General features: G+C 44.7%; 17 protein-coding genes and 1 tRNA gene. 8 read left to right on the top strand and 10 right to left on the bottom strand.

What is annotated here, in order from left to right:
* The 3 genes from VMW01_13525 to VMW01_13515 all read left to right on the top strand — a co-directional run.
* Positions 1-542 (top strand): ABC transporter permease subunit (locus tag VMW01_13525; protein ID HUW07272.1); only part of this gene is annotated, 542 nt, incomplete at its 5' end.
* A 7-nt stretch (positions 543-549) separates the two neighbouring features.
* Positions 550-1,422, top strand: a complete 873-nt coding sequence (gene pstA / locus VMW01_13520) for a phosphate ABC transporter permease PstA (protein HUW07271.1) — start codon at positions 550-552, stop codon at positions 1,420-1,422.
* 3 nt (positions 1,423-1,425) lie between these two features.
* Positions 1,426-2,187, top strand: coding sequence for a phosphate ABC transporter ATP-binding protein (locus VMW01_13515; GenBank protein ID HUW07270.1), 762 nt, complete (start codon positions 1,426-1,428; stop codon positions 2,185-2,187).
* A gap of 62 nt (positions 2,188-2,249) precedes the next feature.
* Here the strand turns inward: VMW01_13515 and VMW01_13510 are convergent, their stop codons facing one another.
* The 3 genes from VMW01_13510 to VMW01_13500 all read right to left on the bottom strand — a co-directional run bounded on the left by VMW01_13510 (position 2,250) and on the right by VMW01_13500 (position 3,896).
* A complete protein-coding gene (locus VMW01_13510; GenBank protein HUW07269.1) occupies positions 2,250-3,080 on the bottom strand; it encodes a hypothetical protein in 831 nt (276 codons plus the stop codon).
* Positions 3,081-3,170: 90 nt separating this feature from the next.
* Positions 3,171-3,524 carry an MmcQ/YjbR family DNA-binding protein gene (locus VMW01_13505; protein HUW07268.1) on the bottom strand — a complete coding sequence of 118 codons (354 nt, stop codon included), beginning with the start codon at positions 3,522-3,524 and terminating at the stop codon, positions 3,171-3,173.
* Positions 3,525-3,533: 9 nt separating this feature from the next.
* Positions 3,534-3,896: a YraN family protein gene (locus VMW01_13500; GenBank protein ID HUW07267.1), complete on the bottom strand. Its 363-nt coding sequence runs from the start codon at positions 3,894-3,896 to the stop codon at positions 3,534-3,536.
* A gap of 83 nt (positions 3,897-3,979) precedes the next feature.
* On the opposite strand from VMW01_13500, the gene VMW01_13495 reads away from it, so the two are divergent.
* The gene (locus VMW01_13495; GenBank protein HUW07266.1) at positions 3,980-4,612 is read left to right on the top strand and encodes a DUF4412 domain-containing protein; all 633 of its coding nucleotides are present in this window, start codon (positions 3,980-3,982) and stop codon (positions 4,610-4,612) included.
* Here VMW01_13495 and VMW01_13490 read toward each other — a convergent pair.
* The gene (locus VMW01_13490; protein ID HUW07265.1) at positions 4,609-5,514 is read right to left on the bottom strand and encodes an LD-carboxypeptidase; all 906 of its coding nucleotides are present in this window, start codon (positions 5,512-5,514) and stop codon (positions 4,609-4,611) included. The two genes, VMW01_13495 and VMW01_13490, sit on opposite strands and share 4 nt — an antisense overlap.
* A gap of 164 nt (positions 5,515-5,678) precedes the next feature.
* Here VMW01_13490 and metG point away from each other — a divergent pair, with 164 nt between their 5' ends.
* The 3 genes from metG (at position 5,679) to VMW01_13475 (ending at position 9,606) form a co-directional block, all read left to right on the top strand.
* On the top strand, positions 5,679-7,832 hold the full coding sequence (metG, locus tag VMW01_13485) for a methionine--tRNA ligase (protein ID HUW07264.1): 2,154 nt from the start codon (positions 5,679-5,681) through the stop codon (positions 7,830-7,832).
* Positions 7,833-7,999: 167 nt separating this feature from the next.
* Positions 8,000-9,265: an AAA family ATPase gene (locus tag VMW01_13480; GenBank protein HUW07263.1), complete on the top strand. Its 1,266-nt coding sequence runs from the start codon at positions 8,000-8,002 to the stop codon at positions 9,263-9,265.
* A gap of 5 nt (positions 9,266-9,270) precedes the next feature.
* Entirely contained in the window at positions 9,271-9,606 is a 336-nt protein-coding gene (locus tag VMW01_13475; protein HUW07262.1) for a hypothetical protein, read from the top strand.
* A 407-nt stretch (positions 9,607-10,013) separates the two neighbouring features.
* Here VMW01_13475 and VMW01_13470 read toward each other — a convergent pair whose 3' ends face one another.
* From VMW01_13470 to folB, 3 genes are all read right to left on the bottom strand, one after another.
* Positions 10,014-12,593: an adenosylcobalamin-dependent ribonucleoside-diphosphate reductase gene (locus VMW01_13470; protein HUW07261.1), complete on the bottom strand. Its 2,580-nt coding sequence runs from the start codon at positions 12,591-12,593 to the stop codon at positions 10,014-10,016.
* Between the two features lie 352 nt (positions 12,594-12,945).
* A tRNA-Cys gene (locus VMW01_13465) sits at positions 12,946-13,019 on the bottom strand.
* A 242-nt stretch (positions 13,020-13,261) separates the two neighbouring features.
* Positions 13,262-13,612, bottom strand: coding sequence for a dihydroneopterin aldolase (gene folB, locus VMW01_13460; GenBank protein HUW07260.1), 351 nt, complete (start codon positions 13,610-13,612; stop codon positions 13,262-13,264).
* 219 nt (positions 13,613-13,831) lie between these two features.
* Here folB and VMW01_13455 point away from each other — a divergent pair, with 219 nt between their 5' ends.
* Entirely contained in the window at positions 13,832-15,532 is a 1,701-nt protein-coding gene (locus tag VMW01_13455; GenBank protein ID HUW07259.1) for a glutamine--tRNA ligase/YqeY domain fusion protein, read from the top strand.
* Positions 15,533-15,683: 151 nt separating this feature from the next.
* On the opposite strand, the gene cysK is transcribed toward VMW01_13455, so the two are convergent.
* The 3 genes from cysK to VMW01_13440 form a co-directional block, all read right to left on the bottom strand.
* Positions 15,684-16,589, bottom strand: a complete 906-nt coding sequence (cysK, locus tag VMW01_13450) for a cysteine synthase A (GenBank protein HUW07258.1) — start codon at positions 16,587-16,589, stop codon at positions 15,684-15,686.
* A 65-nt stretch (positions 16,590-16,654) separates the two neighbouring features.
* Complete coding sequence (epsC, locus tag VMW01_13445) at positions 16,655-17,470, bottom strand: serine O-acetyltransferase EpsC (GenBank protein HUW07257.1); 816 nt, start codon at positions 17,468-17,470, stop codon at positions 16,655-16,657.
* 187 nt (positions 17,471-17,657) lie between these two features.
* Positions 17,658-18,008, bottom strand: a 351-nt coding sequence (locus tag VMW01_13440) for a hypothetical protein (GenBank protein HUW07256.1), incomplete at its 5' end; no start/stop codon positions are given.

Raw genomic sequence — 18,008 nt, 5'->3', positions numbered from 1 at the left:
CCTCTGTTATTTACGGTTTGTGGGGAATTTTAATAGTAGTGCCATTCGTATCACACTACGTGGCGCCGCTGCTGGGTTACCAATCATCGGGCTTTACTGTTCTGGCTGGTGCCATTGTGCTTGCCGTAATGATAATCCCATTTATTCTGAATATACTCATTGATGTGTTCCACACTGTTCCCGATGAGTTGCTTGAAGCTTCGCTATCACTTGGTGCTACACGATGGCAAACAGTAAAAAAAGTGCTATTGCGAAAAGCATATCCGGGAATAATCTCCGCCATTGGGCTCGGCGTTTCTCGTGCATTTGGGGAAACCATGGCCGTGCTGATGGTGGTGGGCAATGTGGCTCATATTCCCAACGGACTGTTTAGCCCAGGATATCCTTTACCAGCACTTATTGCCAACAACTACGGAGAAATGCTTTCCATTCCACTATATGACTCTGCACTAATGTTAGCTGCCCTAGTACTCTTTGTTGTAGTAATGCTCTTCAACTTTGGCTCAAGATTGGCCATTATTAGGTTAGAAAAAAATATGTGAGAATATAATGAATAGGAAAAACCACACCCGACTAATCAAGGCTGAGGAAAAAATCTTCATTGGCGTAATGCGAATGGCTACATTGGGCATTGCTGCAGTACTGATGCTAATTATAGTAAGTATTCTGGTCAATGGTTTACCCGCACTTTCGTGGGAGATGCTTTCGCAAACACCCAAGGGCGGCTTTTACTTTGGAAAGGAGGGCGGCATTCTTAACGCCATTGTGGGATCGCTCTACCTCGCAGTTGGCTCTACGGTTATGGCACTGTTTATAGGACTACCGGTGGCCCTTTTTATGAACATTCATCTTCTTAACCATCAAAAACTGGTAAATACCATTCGGTTTTTGCTCGATCTGCTGTGGGGTGTTCCGTCCATTGTTTACGGTGCATTTGGCTTCACCCTAATGGTATACATGGGCATTAGAACTTCGCTACTTGCCGGAATAATCACCGTAACACTATTCATCATCCCCATCATGGTGCGATCAATCGACGAGGTTCTTAAAACTGTTCCGCGTGGGTTGCTCGAAGCTTCTCTTTCGTTGGGTTCAACGCGTTCCGAAACAGCCTTCCGCGTATTTGTGAGGCAATGTTCCCCCGGAATTGTAACGGCCATACTACTCTCCTTTGGAAGAGCCATTGGCGATGCTGCCGCGGTGCTTTTCACCACAGGCTATACCGACTATATTCCTCACTCGCTGAGCCAGCCTGCGGCAACCTTACCGCTCGCCATATTTTTCCAGCTCAGCTCACCCATACCGGAAGTTAAGGCAAGAGCATATGCCTCGGCACTGGTTCTTACCATTATAATTTTGATAATCAGCATATCTTCAAGGTATCTTTCGCGACGTTTCGAGAAAAACAAGATTAAGTTCTAGAACATGGATAGCAACACCGAAATCGACATCCGAAATCTCAACCTGCACATTGGAAAGCAGCAGATTTTAAAGGACATCAACATCCAGATTCCGAAAAACAAGATAACGGTTATTCTCGGACCCTCTGGCTGCGGCAAAACCACCCTGCTCAAGACGTTGAATCGGCTTACCGACATGTATCCCGATATTAAGGTTGTTGGTGAAATATTTATTGATGATATAGACATTCTATCCTACAAGGGAGACATTACGCAACTACGACAGCGCATGGGACTCCTTTCGCAGCGACCTTATCCCCTGCCGATGAGCATTTTTAAGAATGTTGCCTATGGGCTCCGAATTAGCGGAAGAAAAGAGAAGAAATTTCTAACAAAGCCTGTGGAGCATTTCCTTCGTCAGGCTAGCCTGTGGGAAGAGGTAAAGGATAGGCTCCGCGATCCGGCATCGGGATTATCCATTGGGCAACAGCAGCGACTGTGCCTTGCCCGTGGGCTAGCGGTAGACCCCAAAATTATTCTGGCCGACGAACCCACCTCTGCCCTCGACCCCGTTTCGAGCCAGGCCATTGAGGAGAAATTTTTGGAACTAAAGGACAACTACACCATTGTTATGGTTACCCACGTTCTTAGGCAAGCAAGGCGCATTGCCGATCATGTGGTTTTCATGTATTTAGGCGAGGTAGTTGAACAGGGTCCAGCCAAGGAGTTTTTCGAAAATCCAAAGGAGGAACGAACCAAGGCATACCTGAAGGGAGCGTTTAACTAAGCTGCGCTTGTCGATGCCGAGCATAGCGCTCCAACAAATGGTCGAGTAACCACAAGGTTACGCTAGCTGCTCTTCTTTAGCACACCGTCAATAAAAGCCGAGAGAGCCTTGGAGTCAGTAAGCCCATAAAAGTCGACGTAGTAGTCAACCAAATACTCCTTAATGCCCTTATCGTCCATCTTCTGGCTCCTCAGAATAGGAATAATAGTATTAAACTCCTTTTCCAAATCGGCATTATTAACAAAAAGCAGATTGAAGGAGGTGATCTCCTTATAGTCTTGAGGTGAGGAATAGTCGTATACAACAACGTTTTCAATTTCATTGGTGTTTATCATTTCTCCCCTAACCTCTTTTAACTTGTCAGACTCGATGCTAATAGTTTGTTGATCATACTTTAACCGCTTTGAGATGGGCTTATCCTTTACTTTATAATAAAAAATAATAACGCTGTTGTTAAGCGGATACTTCTGCTCACTAAGTGTAATATTAACTTGATCTCCAATAATAGAGAAGCGGTCGCTGCCAAAATACTGCTTCAGATCTGAAACCTCCTTTTGGTCTGGATTAAATGCTCTAGTTTTAAATGCATTTCGAGATTTTACAGCGATTGCAGCTTGACTGGCCAGAAGTATAAGGTCTGGTTTATCTGCGTTCTCCATCTTTGGCATTCGAAGAATGTATTTGGTTCGATTATCTCCAATAGCAATAATGCTTGCATTGGCCGATTCGAAGGCTAGCCTGTCGGATGCCTGAATGACGTCGCCGGGAGCAAGGGTTTTTCCCGAATTTAAGTTGGTAACACTACCCTCCAGCTTAATTACATGGTAAACCTGTGCATTAACCGTCAAAACGGAGGCAAGCACAATTCCAATGGTTACAACAAGGGCTCTCATATCGCAGTTATTAAGGTTGATTCATTGCATAAAACAATGCTAAAGGTAACAATTTGAGAATGCTAAAGCAATATAAATGAGTGCGTGCGGCTATTCCTTGAGCAAAGCACGTGTTTTTGCCGGTAATGATTCAAAGATAAGGTTATAGCTATGATCGATGAGTTCCAGCACCTTAATTCGAGGAATACTCCCGTCAAGCACAAGGGTGTTCCAGTGCTTCTTGTTCATGTGGTATCCAGGCATTATGGCTGGATACTCCTCCCGCAACTCCAATGCCAGTTCTGGATCACACTTCAGATTAATGCTCAGCGGTTGGCTGTCGAGGCTTACCAGAGCAAATATTTTTTCGGCAACCTTAAAAACTAACGTGTCGGTGTCGAACGGAAAACCTTCACTTGTAAATGGCTTGCCAAGGCAGTAGTCGCGTAAATCGTCAATATCCATGTTGTGTTGCTATAAACCGGGGTAAAAAGCCTGCGGAATATATTCCAGATCAAACTTCTCGTCTCGCATTACAATTGATATAATATCGAACTGAACCTCTTCTTCAATATTATATTTAACAGCAAAGGCATCGGCGGCCTCCACCAAATTCCTCTGCTTTTTACGCTTAACAGCCTCTTTTGGTTCCTCGTAGTAGTCGGTTGCTCGTGTTTTAACCTCAACCACGTGAATTAATCCATCCTTACGAGCAACAATATCAATCTCCTTGTGCCCGTAACGCCAGTTGGTAGCCACTATTTCAAAACCTTTGTAAACTAGAAATTCCAAAGCCTTTGCCTCGCCAAATTCGCCTAGCCTATTTTTTTCGTCCATTGACCAAACTTTTTGATTATTTGTCAATTCAACGTAACTTTAATTCAATTTACGAATATACACATTGTGTAATTTGTTTGAAAATGAATTTTTGGTTAGCCACCTTTATCTCCATATTCACCATTTTATCAACACCTACGCATACACCTTCACCCTTTGAAGGAAAAGTTGGTATGTTGGAAGTTACACCTTACGATACCACAAGAATCAACCTCTACATAAAAGGTGACAACGTTAGGGTAGACATATTAAGTAGCAATAACGATCTCCTTCGTTCCACCTTGGTGAATCTAAAAAACAAGGAGGTAGTTCTTCTTTCACAAAAACAACATGCCTATCTTATTCCCCAATCTCTTCCACCATACAACGCTGCGGTAGTTATCAATAAATCGCAAAACCACAAGATTATTGAAGGAGTAAACTGCTATCAATGGCGAGTAAAACAAAGCTCGAACCGTGACGAAAGTGCTTTTTGGGTAGCCGAAATTAAGATGGATTTCTTTGCGAAACTTCTAAGCATTTACGATCCTACCGAAACAAACCTTAGGGCATTTTTCAAAATTCCAGAACATACTGGCTTTTTTCCAATGGTTTATGAGGAACGAACGTTCCTGCGTGCCGAAAAGGTAACGATTACTGTTAAAGAGATAAAGTCAGCTAAGCTGGAAGGTAGGTTATTCGAGATACCAAATAGCTATACCCAGGTAAGATCTTAATCGAGGTAGCTCAACGTTGAACGCTCTTCAGTTACCTCCAATTCCACTTCTGCTCCAACTATAAAAGTTAAATTAGGTTCTAGGTGACCAGCCGGAAAGCCAAAGGCAACCGGAATGGACAAATCGTCCATTGCCTCCCTCACGATTTCATGGGCAGACTTACCCCAAGGTGTTGTATTATCGCGCATGTCCGACATGTGTCCAACGATTAACCCTGATATTTTACTCAACTTTCCAGAATACTTCAAATTCATCATCATACGGTCTATATGGTAAAGGTATTCATCCAAGTCTTCGATTAGCAAAATTCTTCCCTCTGGAATCAAATCGATGGGCGTTGCGGCCAAGCTGTAGAGCACGGAAAGATTTCCTACGGCAAGAATCCCCCGAGCCTTTCCAACCATGTTGCCCGAATGGGTTGGCACCTCAATGGGAACAAGAGTTCCTCTAAGTGCATTAACCAACGATTGGGTGGATTGATTATGCCCACCCGCCTTGGGAAAGTTTATGGGCATAGTGGCGTGTAGGCTCTGAATGCCCTGCCGTGACAAGAAACTATGAAATACTGTAATATCGCTGTAGCCAGCGATCCACTTGGGGTTGCAGGTAAACAAGGAAGAAGGAATATACTGCAAAGTTCTTACCGAACCATAACCTCCACGGGCAAAAAGAATGGCCTTCACCTCATCACTTTTAAGCAACTCAGCAATTTGAGCAGCGCGATGCTTGTCGTTACCGGCCAGCTGGTTTTCGACCTCAAACAAGCCATCGGGAACAACAACCTTAAACCCCTCATTTTTAAGAAGATCAATAGCAGGAGCAGCCTCCTCGCGTGCTATTTTTCGTGCCGGAGCGGCAATGGCAATGGTGTCTCCTGTTTTTAGATATGGCGGACGAATCATTCGATTTCAATTATTACAGCATGAACCTATAAAAGACTTTTTACCACCTAGTATGGTCAAAGATATGGATGAATGAACAACTTTTCACTCATGTAAACAAAAAGTTGCTGACATCAATATCTGCGATCTAAAAAACCTTCCAGTGCGATTAAAATTAGCCGGCGATTCATGCCAATCAACTTCTACACCAAAACCTTCGACCATCGCTTCGTTGGAAAGAGAAATGGGGCTATATTTGCAATTCATATTCTTATTGGATAAAATCCAACCAAATTGGGCTTTTTATGACAAAGTTTAAACGTTACCTAATAACCTCAGCGCTTCCTTACGCCAACGGACCGGTGCACATTGGCCACTTAGCAGGTGTATATATCCCATCCGATATCTACTCGCGCTACCTCCGTTTGAAGGGCGAAGATGTTATTTCGGTGTGCGGCTCAGACGAGCATGGAGTGCCAATCACCATTAAGGCCCGCCAGCTGGGCGTCACACCACAGGAGGTGGTCGACAAGTATCACACAATGATTAAGGATTCGTTCATGCGCTTTGGCATGTCGTTCGATATATACTCCCGTACCTCATCCAAGGTTCACCACCAAATGGCATCGGAATTCTTCCGTAAGCTCTACGACAAGGGTGAATTTGTGGAAAAAACCACCGAGCAATACTACGATGAGGAGGCAAAGCAATTTCTTGCCGACCGTTATATTATGGGGACCTGCCCACACTGCGCCAATGAAAATGCCTACGGCGACCAGTGCGAAAAGTGCGGCACCTCGCTCAACGCCACCGATCTTATTAACCCTCGCTCTGCCATCAGCGGCAACAAGCCGGTGCTACGCGAAACCTCACACTGGTTTCTTCCTCTCGATAAGTATGAGCCCTTTTTGAAAAAGTGGATTCTAGAGGAGCACAAGGAGTGGAAAACCAACGTGTATGGCCAGTGCAAGTCATGGCTCGACATGGGCCTTCAGCCACGTGCAGTAAGCCGCGACCTCGACTGGGGAGTTCCCGTTCCAGTGGAAGGGGCCAAAGGCAAGGTGCTCTACGTTTGGTTCGATGCTCCCATTGGCTACATATCCGCTACCAAGGAGCTTACGCCCGATTGGGAAAAGTATTGGAAGAGTGAAGATACGCGCATGGTTCACTTTATTGGCAAGGACAACATCGTGTTTCACTGCATTGTGTTTCCCGCGATGCTGAAGGCAGAGGGTAGCTACATTTTGCCCGACAACGTTCCGGCCAACGAGTTCCTCAACCTCGAAGGTGATAAAATATCCACCTCCCGAAACTGGGCCGTTTGGCTTCACGAATATCTCGAAGAATTTCCGGGAAAGGAGGATGTACTTCGGTATGTGCTATGTGCCAATGCACCGGAAACAAAGGATAACGACTTTACCTGGAAAGATTTTCAGACCAGAAATAATAGCGAGCTAGTAGCCATTTATGGCAACTTTGTAAATCGGGCTTTGGTTCTTACCCAGAAGTATTACAATGGTGTGGTCCCCGCAGCCGGTGAATTAACCGACTTCGACAAGGAGACCTTGGCCGAATTGCCTCTGCTTCGCAAAAAGGTGGAGGATAGCATCGAGAGTTTCCGTTTTCGTGAGGCGCTCAAGGAGGCCATGAACATGGCACGCCTTGGAAACAAATACCTTGCCGATACCGAGCCTTGGAAAGTAATCAAGACTGATGCCGAAAGGGTGAAGACCATTATGAACATCTCGCTGCAAATAGCAGCTAACTTGGCCGTTGTGTTTGAGCCATTCTTGCCCTTCACCTCCGAAAAGCTGCTTACCATGCTCAACCTTGGCAAACCGGGCTGGGATGTGCTTGGCCGTGCCGACCTGTTGAAGGCAGGCCACACCATTGGCGAGCCATCGTTGCTGTTCGAAAAGGTGGAGGATGCCGAAATAGAAAAGCAGCTGGAGAAGCTTGCCAACACAAAGAAGCAAAACGAGGTGATGGCAATACCCGTTACCCCACAGCGCGATATAGTTAGCTACGACGAATTTGCCAAGATGGATATCCGCACCGGAACCATTCTGGAGGCAGAGCGCGTTCCTAAAACCGATAAGCTGCTTAAGCTCACCATCGACACCGGCATCGACAAGCGAACTGTGGTGTCGGGAATAGCAGGCTACTTTACGCCCGAGCAGGCTATTGGGAAAAAAGTTTCCATGCTGGTTAACCTCGAACCCCGAAAAATTCGCGGCATCGAAAGCCATGGCATGATTCTGATGGCACAGGATGCCGATGGTCGACTTGAATTTGTGGCCCCGCTCACCGAGGTAAGAAATGGTTCGGAGGTGAAGTAAAGAAAATTCTCGCATTGAGAAAACACCCCCCTTGACTTAAGGTTAAATGGGGGCGCCTTTTTTTAAAATTAATCTTTCTGATTTTGTAAAAAATCTTAGTTAACCAGAATTTTTGTTGTAACTATTAATGGTTATTTTTGCATTAACTGATACTCAAACTATTCAATATGAATCTAAGCAAAGTTGAACTGCATAACTTTAGAGGTATAAATCAACTAGAGGTAAACTTGCATCCTAAAATGACAGTATTTGTAGGGGTAAATGGTGCAGGAAAAACCAGTCTGCTTGATGCTATTGCATATTTGTTATCTTGGGTTACGTCAAGGATTCGACATGAAGGCTCATCTGGCCGAGCAATTAGGGATAATGACATTAAGAATAAAACAGCTTTTGCCGAGATTAAAGCAATTGATAATAATGGTAACGAGTGGAAGTTGGTTAAAACACAAAAGGGATATCTAAAGCACGGTGTGTCTACCGATTTAAAATTTGTAAATGAATATGTTAAGAAAATTCAGGGCCAACTGCAAGATTGTCAAATGAATTGCTCTATTCCCCTGTTTGTATATTATCCAATAAACAGGGCAGTTATGGATATTCCTTTGAGAATTAAGATGAAGCATAGTTTTGAGTTACTGGAAGCATATGACGAGTCTTTAACGAGTGCAGCAAACTTTCGTAGTTTCTTTGAATGGTTTAGAAATAGAGAAGACTTAGAAAATGAGTTAATTTCAAGATCCACCAAAAGAAGTATTTTTAACGATGAACCAGAAAATCAATTTCCAGATAAACAACTTTCTGCAGTCAGGGATGCAATCGCTTGTTTTCTGCCAGGCTATAGCAACTTAAGAGTCAAAAGGAGTCCTCTAAGAATGACCATCAGTAAGCAGGGGAAGGATGTTCTTATTGACCAACTTTCTGATGGTGAGAAATGTTTAGTCGGAGTTGTTGGTGATTTAGCAAGAAGATTGGCCATTGCTAATCCAACATTAGAAAATCCTCTTGCTGGTGAAGGTGTTGTTTTGATAGATGAAATTGAATTGCACTTACATCCTCAATGGCAACGTTTTTTTATTACTTCTTTGCAAAATGTATTTCCAAACTGTCAATTCATTCTCACTACTCATTCTCCACAAAGCATTGGAGAACTTCTACCTGAAAACATTCGGTTACTGATTCACGACAATGATGAGTTACTCTGTATTACGCCAACTCAATCTCTTGGTTTAGATTCTTCGCAAATACTTGAAGAGTTGATGAATACTCCTTCAAGGAACCTGAAGATAAAGGGAGACTTAAATGAAATATACAATTTAATGGACAAGGAAGAATTTACAGAAGCAATCGCAGCGATTATGGATTTAAAAAAGAAGTTGCACGGCGATATTCCAGAAATAGTTAAAGCAGAAGCCCTTATAGCAATGCTAAAGTAAAAAAGATGATTTCCATAGTAAAAATTAAAGAGCCAAAGGAATTATTTGCATATAGGTTACAACCAAATGCTGAGTACGATGGGGCAAATTTCACACCAGTCAAAGATGCTATTCGACAATCACTTCTCGAAGAACAAGGATACATTTGTGCCTATTGTATGCAGAGAATTCAAAACGATCGAACAAAAATGAAGGTTGAACATTGGCAAAGTCAATCAAAAACTCCTGCGCTTCAATTAGATTATAAAAATATGCTAGCCGTATGCCTTGGAAATCAGAGTTATTCATACAACAACACTCATTGTGATACACACAGAAAAAATACATCACTCTATTTTTAACCCATCAAATAATGACACTCCTATTAATTCTTTGATAAAATACAAACCAAGTGGTGCAATATACTCTGAAAATAAACTAATGTTAAATGATATAGAAACATTAAACCTGAATCTCTATCGACTGACTTGCAATCGAAAAGCAGTAATAGATGCTCTAACCGATATCCTTGGGAAAAAACAAGGAACTCGGACTATCTCAGAATTGACAGGACTCTTGATAAAATGGGAGTCGAAAGACTCAAATAATCAACTTAAACCATACTGTGGCGTGGCGATTTATTATCTAAACAAAAGAATTCGGCGAATTTCTAGAAGGTAAAACACGCTATTGAATACTTTAGGTTTTCTTGCGATCTTCAACAAAAAAGCCCGATCTCACGACCGGGCTTACTTGCCAAATTAACCGACTAACCGCACTTAGAGCTTCCGCAATTAGTGCACAAAAGACATCCTTCTTGATATATAAGCGAATCTGATCCACATTCTTGGCATTTCTTTCCATGCTTTGCCTTGGTCCCATTGGGAATGTAGCGGTGCAACGCACGCTCCACTCCATTTCGCCAGTTGTTGATGCTTTCGCTATCGAGGCGCAGCGACGAAACGAGGTTTACCACATCCGGAATAGGCATTCCATTGCGGAGCACTCCCGAGATAAGCTTGGCATAGTTCCAAAACTCCTTGTTGAACATGTGTGAAAGGCCACCAACGGTATTGGTATAGCCATACTTATCCTCATACTGGAAGTCGTAACGGCTGCCACGATCATCCTTAATTTTCAATATCTTACCCTGATCAATAGATTTGGGAATGGCGAGCACATCATCATCGGTCATACCGGTGAATATTTCGTATGGACGACCATTGTGCAACCCAACAAATGCAATCCAGCTCTCATGATTATTCTTGAATCGAATAACCTCACAGTCGAGTATGGCTGGGCGCTTAACTGGTACGGAACTCTCCTTCTTACCCTTTTTGCTATTCGAAACCAATACACCAGCCCGTGAACCTTCCCTGTATACGGTGCAGCCCTTGCATCCACTCTCCCAAGCCGTTTTGTATACCTCAGCGACCATCTCCTCAGTGGTATCCTCGGGCAAATTAACCGTTACACTGATGGAGTGGTCGACCCATTTTTGAATCATACCCTGCATCTTCACCTTACTTACCCAATCCACATCGTTGGAGGTGGCTTTGTAGTAGGGTGACTTTTCTACCAGCTGCTGCACCTGCTCATCGGTGTAGTGCTCCACCTCCTTGGAATCAAACCCAGCCTCATCCATCCAAATGAGAAACTTATGGTGGAATACGTTATACTCCTCCCAGCAGTCGCCAATCTCATCGGTAAAGGTGATATTCACCGCTTGGTCGTTGGGATTAACCTTTCGGCGACGCTTGTATGCAGGTAGAAATACTGGCTCGATACCCGAGGTAGTTTGGGTCATAAGGCTGGTGGTTCCAGTTGGGGCAATAGTGAGAAGGGCAATATTTCTGCGTCCATGCTCAACCATGCTATTGTAAAGTTCTTCGTCAGCAGCCTTAATACGCTGAATAAATGGATTATTCTTTTCCCGTTGGGCATCGTAGATGGGGAACGCACCGCGCTCTGTGGCCATCTCCACTGATGAACGATAAGCTTCTAAGGCTAACGTACGCTGTATTTCCACTGCGAAATCGATGGCGTTGTCAGAGCCATAACGCAATCCAAGTGCAGCAAGCATATCGCCTTCGGCTGTAATGCCAAGGCCTGTACGGCGTCCTTCAGTGGCCTTCGTTTTAATTTTTTCCCAAAGCGAACGCTCTACACTTTTTACATCTTGATCTTCCGGATCCTTTGTAATCTTTCCAAGAATGGCATCAATCTTCTCCAATTCCAAATCGATAAGGTCGTCCATCATGCGCATGGCAACCCGCACGTGCTTTTTAAACTTTACAAAGTTGAACTTGGCTTCGGCAGTAAAGGGCCTATCAACGTAGCTGTAGAGATTTATGGCAATAAGCCGGCAACTATCGTACGGACAAAGAGGAATCTCACCACAAGGGTTTGTAGAAACAGTGCGGTAACCCAAGTCTGCATAGCTATCGGGGACAGACTCACGCAGCACGGTGTCCCAAAAAAGAACACCCGGCTCAGCCGACTTCCATGCATTGTGGATAATTTTATTCCAGATTTTACGTGCATCAACCTCAACTTTATACTTTGGATCGGTGGCATCAACTGGATAGCACTGAACATAAGGCTTCCCCGAAACCACGGAGCGCATAAATTCATCATCAATTTTCACCGAAACGTTGGCACCGGTAACCTTTCCAGCATCCATCTTGGCATCGATAAACTTTTCAGCATCGGGATGCTTAATGGAGATGGAGAGCATGAGCGCACCACGACGGCCATCCTGCGCCACCTCACGGGTGGAGTTGGAGTAGCGTTCCATAAAGGGAACTACACCAGTAGATGTTAATGCACTGTTGAGAACAGGGCTACCTTTGGGGCGGATATGCGAAAGGTCGTGGCCAACGCCACCACGACGCTTCATGAGCTGCACCTGCTCCTCATCAATGCGCATAATCCCACCATAGGAGTCAGCAGGATTTTTGTGACCGATCACAAAGCAGTTCGATAGCGACGCTACTTGGTGATCATTCCCAATCCCTGTCATTGGTCCACCCTGTGGAATAATGTACTTAAACTGATCTAGTGTTTCAAAAATTTCCTCCTCGCTCAGTGGGTTCGGATACTTAACCTCCATGCGATGAAATTCTTTGGCCAACCGTCTATGCAAATCGGCGGGATTGAGCTCGTAAATCTTACCAAAGGAGTCCTTAAGAGCGTATTTACTTACCCAAACCGTTGCCGCCAGCTGGTCACCCTTGAAATACTCGTTGGAAGATTCTACTGCCTCCTCATAGCTGTAAACCTTTTCCAGAATTTCCTTCTCCGATTGCTTCGTTTTCTTGTTCTGAACGTTCTCGTTTTCGCGTTGCATTATATCGTGTATTAAATCTTTTTAAACAGTCTATGGCTAACCTTCTTATTGCCAATAAGTGGCACGGTTACAAAGTTGACTTGCAAGTTATACTACTGCCTCAGGTGTACCAACTAGAGAAGAAACGTTTTATCAACACCAAGCTAACAATTAAGATAAATCGCTTAATCTCATAATATTGACCTTCTGTTTTTTGACGAAGCATTGTCATCCCAACCATTCTCACTTAGTAATTGAGGCCTCCCATTGAGAGATCGAAATCCAGCCACCGTCAATAACGACTGCATGGCAAATAAAAAATGAAAAAAAGGATTGTTTAAAGCAAAAAAAGCCCTGCAAGAAATGCAGGACTTGGAGGTCTCGAGCGGATTCGAACCGCTGTACGAGGTTTTGCAGACCTCTGCCTAGCCACTCGGCCACGAGACCATGGTTTGGGATTGCAAAGATAGAATTTTTTTCAATCTCGCAACAGAAGCGCTGTTCCTTTTTCGGAAAACTCCTTAATACAGTTGGGGCACAGACAGTTTTGGTAGTGAGTTTTCAAATGGTCTAACACCTCTGCAGTAAGAATAAAAGAGCTACACCAGCAACCATATTTTGTGCTTTGACAATAGCAGTCAAAAAGCATACCGCAGCGTGGGCACTCCTTTATCTGGATAAAACCCATACTACTTCTCCAAGGTTAAACTCACCCGCTCTATAGCGCCGCCCATGGGTGGTGCCATTTTCGAGACCTTAACCTTTACGTGTTTCAATCCATAAAACTCGTCGTAAAGGCCTTCGATAATGCGCTTGCACACATTTTCCAGTAGGTTAGATCGAATCGCCATTTCCCGCTTTACTATGAGATAGGCTTGCTGGTAGTTTACCGCATCAATAATGTTATCCGACTCTGCGGCCATCCTATGATCTATATCTATCCACAGGTCGACCATAAATCGGTTACCCACTACAGCCTCGGCCTCAAAGCAGCCATGAAAGGCGTAGAACTCCATGTTCTCTATGGCTATTACTCCCATCTTGAATCAGTTTTTACAAAAGTAGCAAAACCGTTTTACAAGCGAGCAATGAAGAATCATGTGCTTTCCGTGATAATCATGCTCCCAAATACATTTTTTGTTCCTATTCCGCAGGTTGTAACCTAATTCCTTTTAAATTTGCCAGTTCGGGGCAAATTGGCATCAATTATGGCAACTCGCTTCTAACAAAGAAAACATAAGATAATAAATAACATTTATATGAAAGACTCATCCACCGAAGGATTAGGCGAAAATTCCGAAGTTCGGACGCTTAATTTTATTGAGGAAATTGTTGAGGAGGATATTCGCAACGAAAAACATGCTGGGCGCGTACATACCCGTTTCCCCCCGGAACCAAACGGCTATTTGCATATTGGCCACGCCAAGTCCATTTGCCTCAACTTTGGGTTAGCCCAAAAGTATGGTGGAAAGTGCAACCTCCGTTTCGACGATACCAACCCAGCCAAGGAGGATGTGGAATATGTTGATTCCATTAAGGAGGATGTAAACTGGCTAGGCTTTCAGTGGGATGGCGAATACTACGCCTCCGATTACTTTGAACAGCTTTACGAGTGGGCCGTTGTGCTCATTAAAAAGGGGAAAGCCTACGTAGACGATCTCACCCAGGAGCAAATAAGAGAACATCGTGGAACCGTAAATCTTCCGGGCAAGGAGAGCCCATACCGAAATCGGTCGGTTGATGAAAACATCGACCTGTTCGCCAGAATGCGTAATGGCAAATTTAAGGATGGCGAAAAGGTGCTTCGCTTCAAGGGCGATATGGCTTCACCCAACATGCTCTTGCGTGATCCACTCATGTATCGCATAATCCACACAGACCACCACCGCACTGGCGATAAGTGGTGCATATACCCCATGTACGACTATGCCCATGGTCAGTGTGACTCCCTTGAAAAAATTACACACTCTATTTGCACCCTCGAGTTTGAGGTGCATCGTCCACTATACGAATGGTTCATCCGCGAGCTGGAAATTTTCCCTAGCCGACAGATTGAATTCGCCCGCCTCAACCTCACCTACACGGTGATGAGCAAGCGCAAGTTGCTGGAGCTGGTAAAGAACAATCTTGTGATGGGTTGGGACGATCCGCGCATGCCCACCATTGGAGGCTTGCGCCGCAGAGGATATACTCCCGAATCGATTAGACTTTTTGCCGATAAAGTAGGTGTTGCACGTCGCGACAACGTAATCGACCTTTCGTTGCTGGAATTCTGTCTTCGTGAGGACCTCAACAAGAGGGCCGAGCGTCGCATGGCTGTGTTAAATCCCCTTAAGGTGGTTATCACCAGCTATCCCGAAGGACAAGTGGAGGAGATGGAAGCCGTCAATAATCCGGAAGACGAAACAGCCGGAAAGCGTAAAGTTGCTTTTAGCCGTGAGCTCTACATCGAGCGTGATGACTTTATGGAAAATCCACCCAAGAAATTTTTCCGTCTAGCCCCCGGTCAGGAGGTTCGTTTGCGTTATGCCTACTTTGTGAAATGCGAAAGCGTGGTGAAGGATGCCAACGGTGAAATTATAGAAGTTCATTGTACCCACGATCCGGCATCCCGTGGGGGTAACTCACCGGACGGACGCAAGGTTCAAGGAACTATTCATTGGGTTTCGGCCCAGCACGCTGTTAAGGCAGAGATTCGCCTCTTTGACCGTCTCTTTATGGGTGAAAGCCCCGAAGATGTTCCTGAAGGAGAGGATTGGAAGGTTAACCTCAACCCCGACTCGCTTAAAGTTACCACCGGATACATTGAGCCTAGCCTCGCTCAGGCAAAATCGCTAGATAAATTCCAGTTTGAACGCCTCGGCTACTTTTGTGTGGATAAGGACTCCAAGCCGGATAGCATAGTTTTCAACCGCACAACAACACTCAAAGATTCCTGGAGCAAGATTTCAGGAAAGTAGCAGAATACGGTAGATTCATAATACAGTTAACCCCTCTGGAACTATTTTCCGGAGGGGTTTTATTTATTGATGGGTGTTACTCATTGAGGCAAATACTGAAAAAGGCCTCTCGATTCAACAAACCAAGAGGCAATGTTTCGATACAATAATGCTAGAAAAGTCCTTCTACGCTTAGGTAACGCTCACCTGAATCGTAGCTAAAGGTGATAACACGTGCGCTGGGCTCTTCGACAAGCACCTTGGCTACAGCAGCCAACGAAGCCCCGGAACTAATTCCGACCAGCAGTCCTTCCTCCTGCGCTGCCCGACGAACCATGCCATAGGCCTCCTCCTTGGTGATGGTAATGACCCGATCGACCAAATCGGTGTTGAGGTTTTTTGGAATAAATCCGGCTCCAATACCCTGTAGCGGGTGTGGCCCGGGACTGCCTCCACTAATTACAGGAGAATCAGTTGGCTCAACGGCAACAATCTGAATCTTTGGAAAGTGCTGCTTTAGAACCTGTGCTACCCCGCTAATATGTCCTCCGGTTCCAACACCAGTTATTAGGTAGTCGAAGCCTTCTGGAAAATCGGCTAGAATCTCGGCGGCAGTGGTTTTTGCGTGAATGGCAGGATTTGCCGCATTCTCAAACTGCATGGGAATCCAAGCATTCTGAATTTCACTTGCCAGCTCGGAAGCCCGCTCTATGGCACCCTTCATTCCCTTCTCTTTTGGGGTGAGCACTAGCTCGGCACCGTAGGCCGTCATCAACTTGCGGCGCTCCATCGACATCGATTCGGGCATTACAAGCATAACCTTGTATCCCAAGGCTGCACCAACCATAGCCAATGCAATTCCAGTATTACCAGAGGTGGGCTCAATAATCACAGAACCCTTCTTTAGCAAACCGCGTTGCTCGGCATCGCGAACCATGGAAATGGCAATCCTATCCTTGATGCTTCCTGCGGGATTGTTACGTTCAATCTTTGTCCACACCGCTCCATTTGGAAAGATAGCAGAGAGACGGAGATGGGGCGTATTGCCCACCAGCTCCAAAACATTTGTTGCTTTCATTTTATTTTTGTTTTTATTGTTTCTTCTTGTAACAATTGATTAGCCTATTCTGCATAGGCTATATTTTAAATTGAAAAATCAATCACATCTGTAAACCTCACGCCGTTTACCACCAGCCGTTCTCTTATTCGCACCTCACTCTTATGGTAGACCATGGAGTATGGCGGAACACTTTCGGTAAGCCATACGTTTCCACCAATAATGCTATCGTGTCCAACGGTAGTCTTACCTCCTAGTATAGTTGAACCGGCGTAGATAATCACATTATCCTCAATGGTTGGATGGCGCTTCTGCGTAGCTTGGCCTTTCGACACGTTGAGTGCACCAACAGTTACTCCCTGGTAGAGCTTAACGTTGTTGCCAATAATAGCTGTTTCGCCTACCACAATACCCGTTCCATGGTCAATAAAAAAAGACTTACCGATGACGGCTCCCGGATGAATATCAATGCCTGTCAGGGAGTGTGCCTGCTCCGTCATCATTCTGGGAAGAAGAGGAACCTCCAGCCCGTGCAGCTTGTGAGCCATTCGATAAACCATTATGGCAAAAAAGCCAGGATAGGCAAGCACCACCTCTGCTGCCCCACTGGCGGCGGGGTCGTTATCGGCAATGGCGCGAGCATCAGCGTCAAGGTCGGCTTTGATAGCTGGAAGTTCCGCAAAAAAATTTGCAGAAATCATCTCCACTGACAGCGACAATCGTGATTCAACTGGTTTCAGCAACCGCATCAGCCTTCGCTTTAGTAGCTGCTGACTAAAAACGCGATGAAGTCGGCCACACCGTGAAGGGTAAAGGCTATTGGTGATATCCTCAATGAAGTCCCGAACGTCCTCTCTTGAGAGCCTGCTGAATTGATGGCGTGGCGTTGTAAAAAGTTTCATTTCGTTGAATTAATGTAAAAAAAAAGCCCTCCCTGAAACCAGGAAGGGCAACCCAAAACGCTAAAAATATCATCAAGATAGCTTAGCAAAAAAAGGTATAGCGCATCCTCCTGTTGGCGTGCTGAAACTACAACAAGCACAACAATGAAGACTAACGCTATTTAACCTACTAACAATCATTATTTAACTAAGCCTCTATTTTTATATTCTTTAATCCGGCATCAATACGACGGATTGTTTCATCTTTGCCAATGAGCGAAGCAATTTGAGCTACTCCCGGACCCATACTTGCACCAACAAGGCATAGGCGGAGATTGTTCATTACTTGCCCCATAGGAAGCTGCTTTTCTGTAATCCAATCGTGCAGTGCCCTCTCCACCAATTCATGACTAAAGTCCTCTATTCCAGTTAGAAATAGTTTTGCATCCTCCATAATTGCAGGAACATTTTCTTTCCAAAATTTCTTCACAACTTTATCGTCATAGCTATTGGGAGCCAAAAAGAAATAGGATGATATGGGCCAAAGGTCCGATACAAA

Source organism: Williamwhitmania sp., from assembly GCA_035529935.1.
Classification (GTDB): Bacteria; Bacteroidota; Bacteroidia; order Bacteroidales; family Williamwhitmaniaceae; genus Williamwhitmania.
The sequence above is the reverse complement of the archived record's forward strand: the minus strand, read 5'-3'. Positions and strand labels throughout refer to the sequence as shown.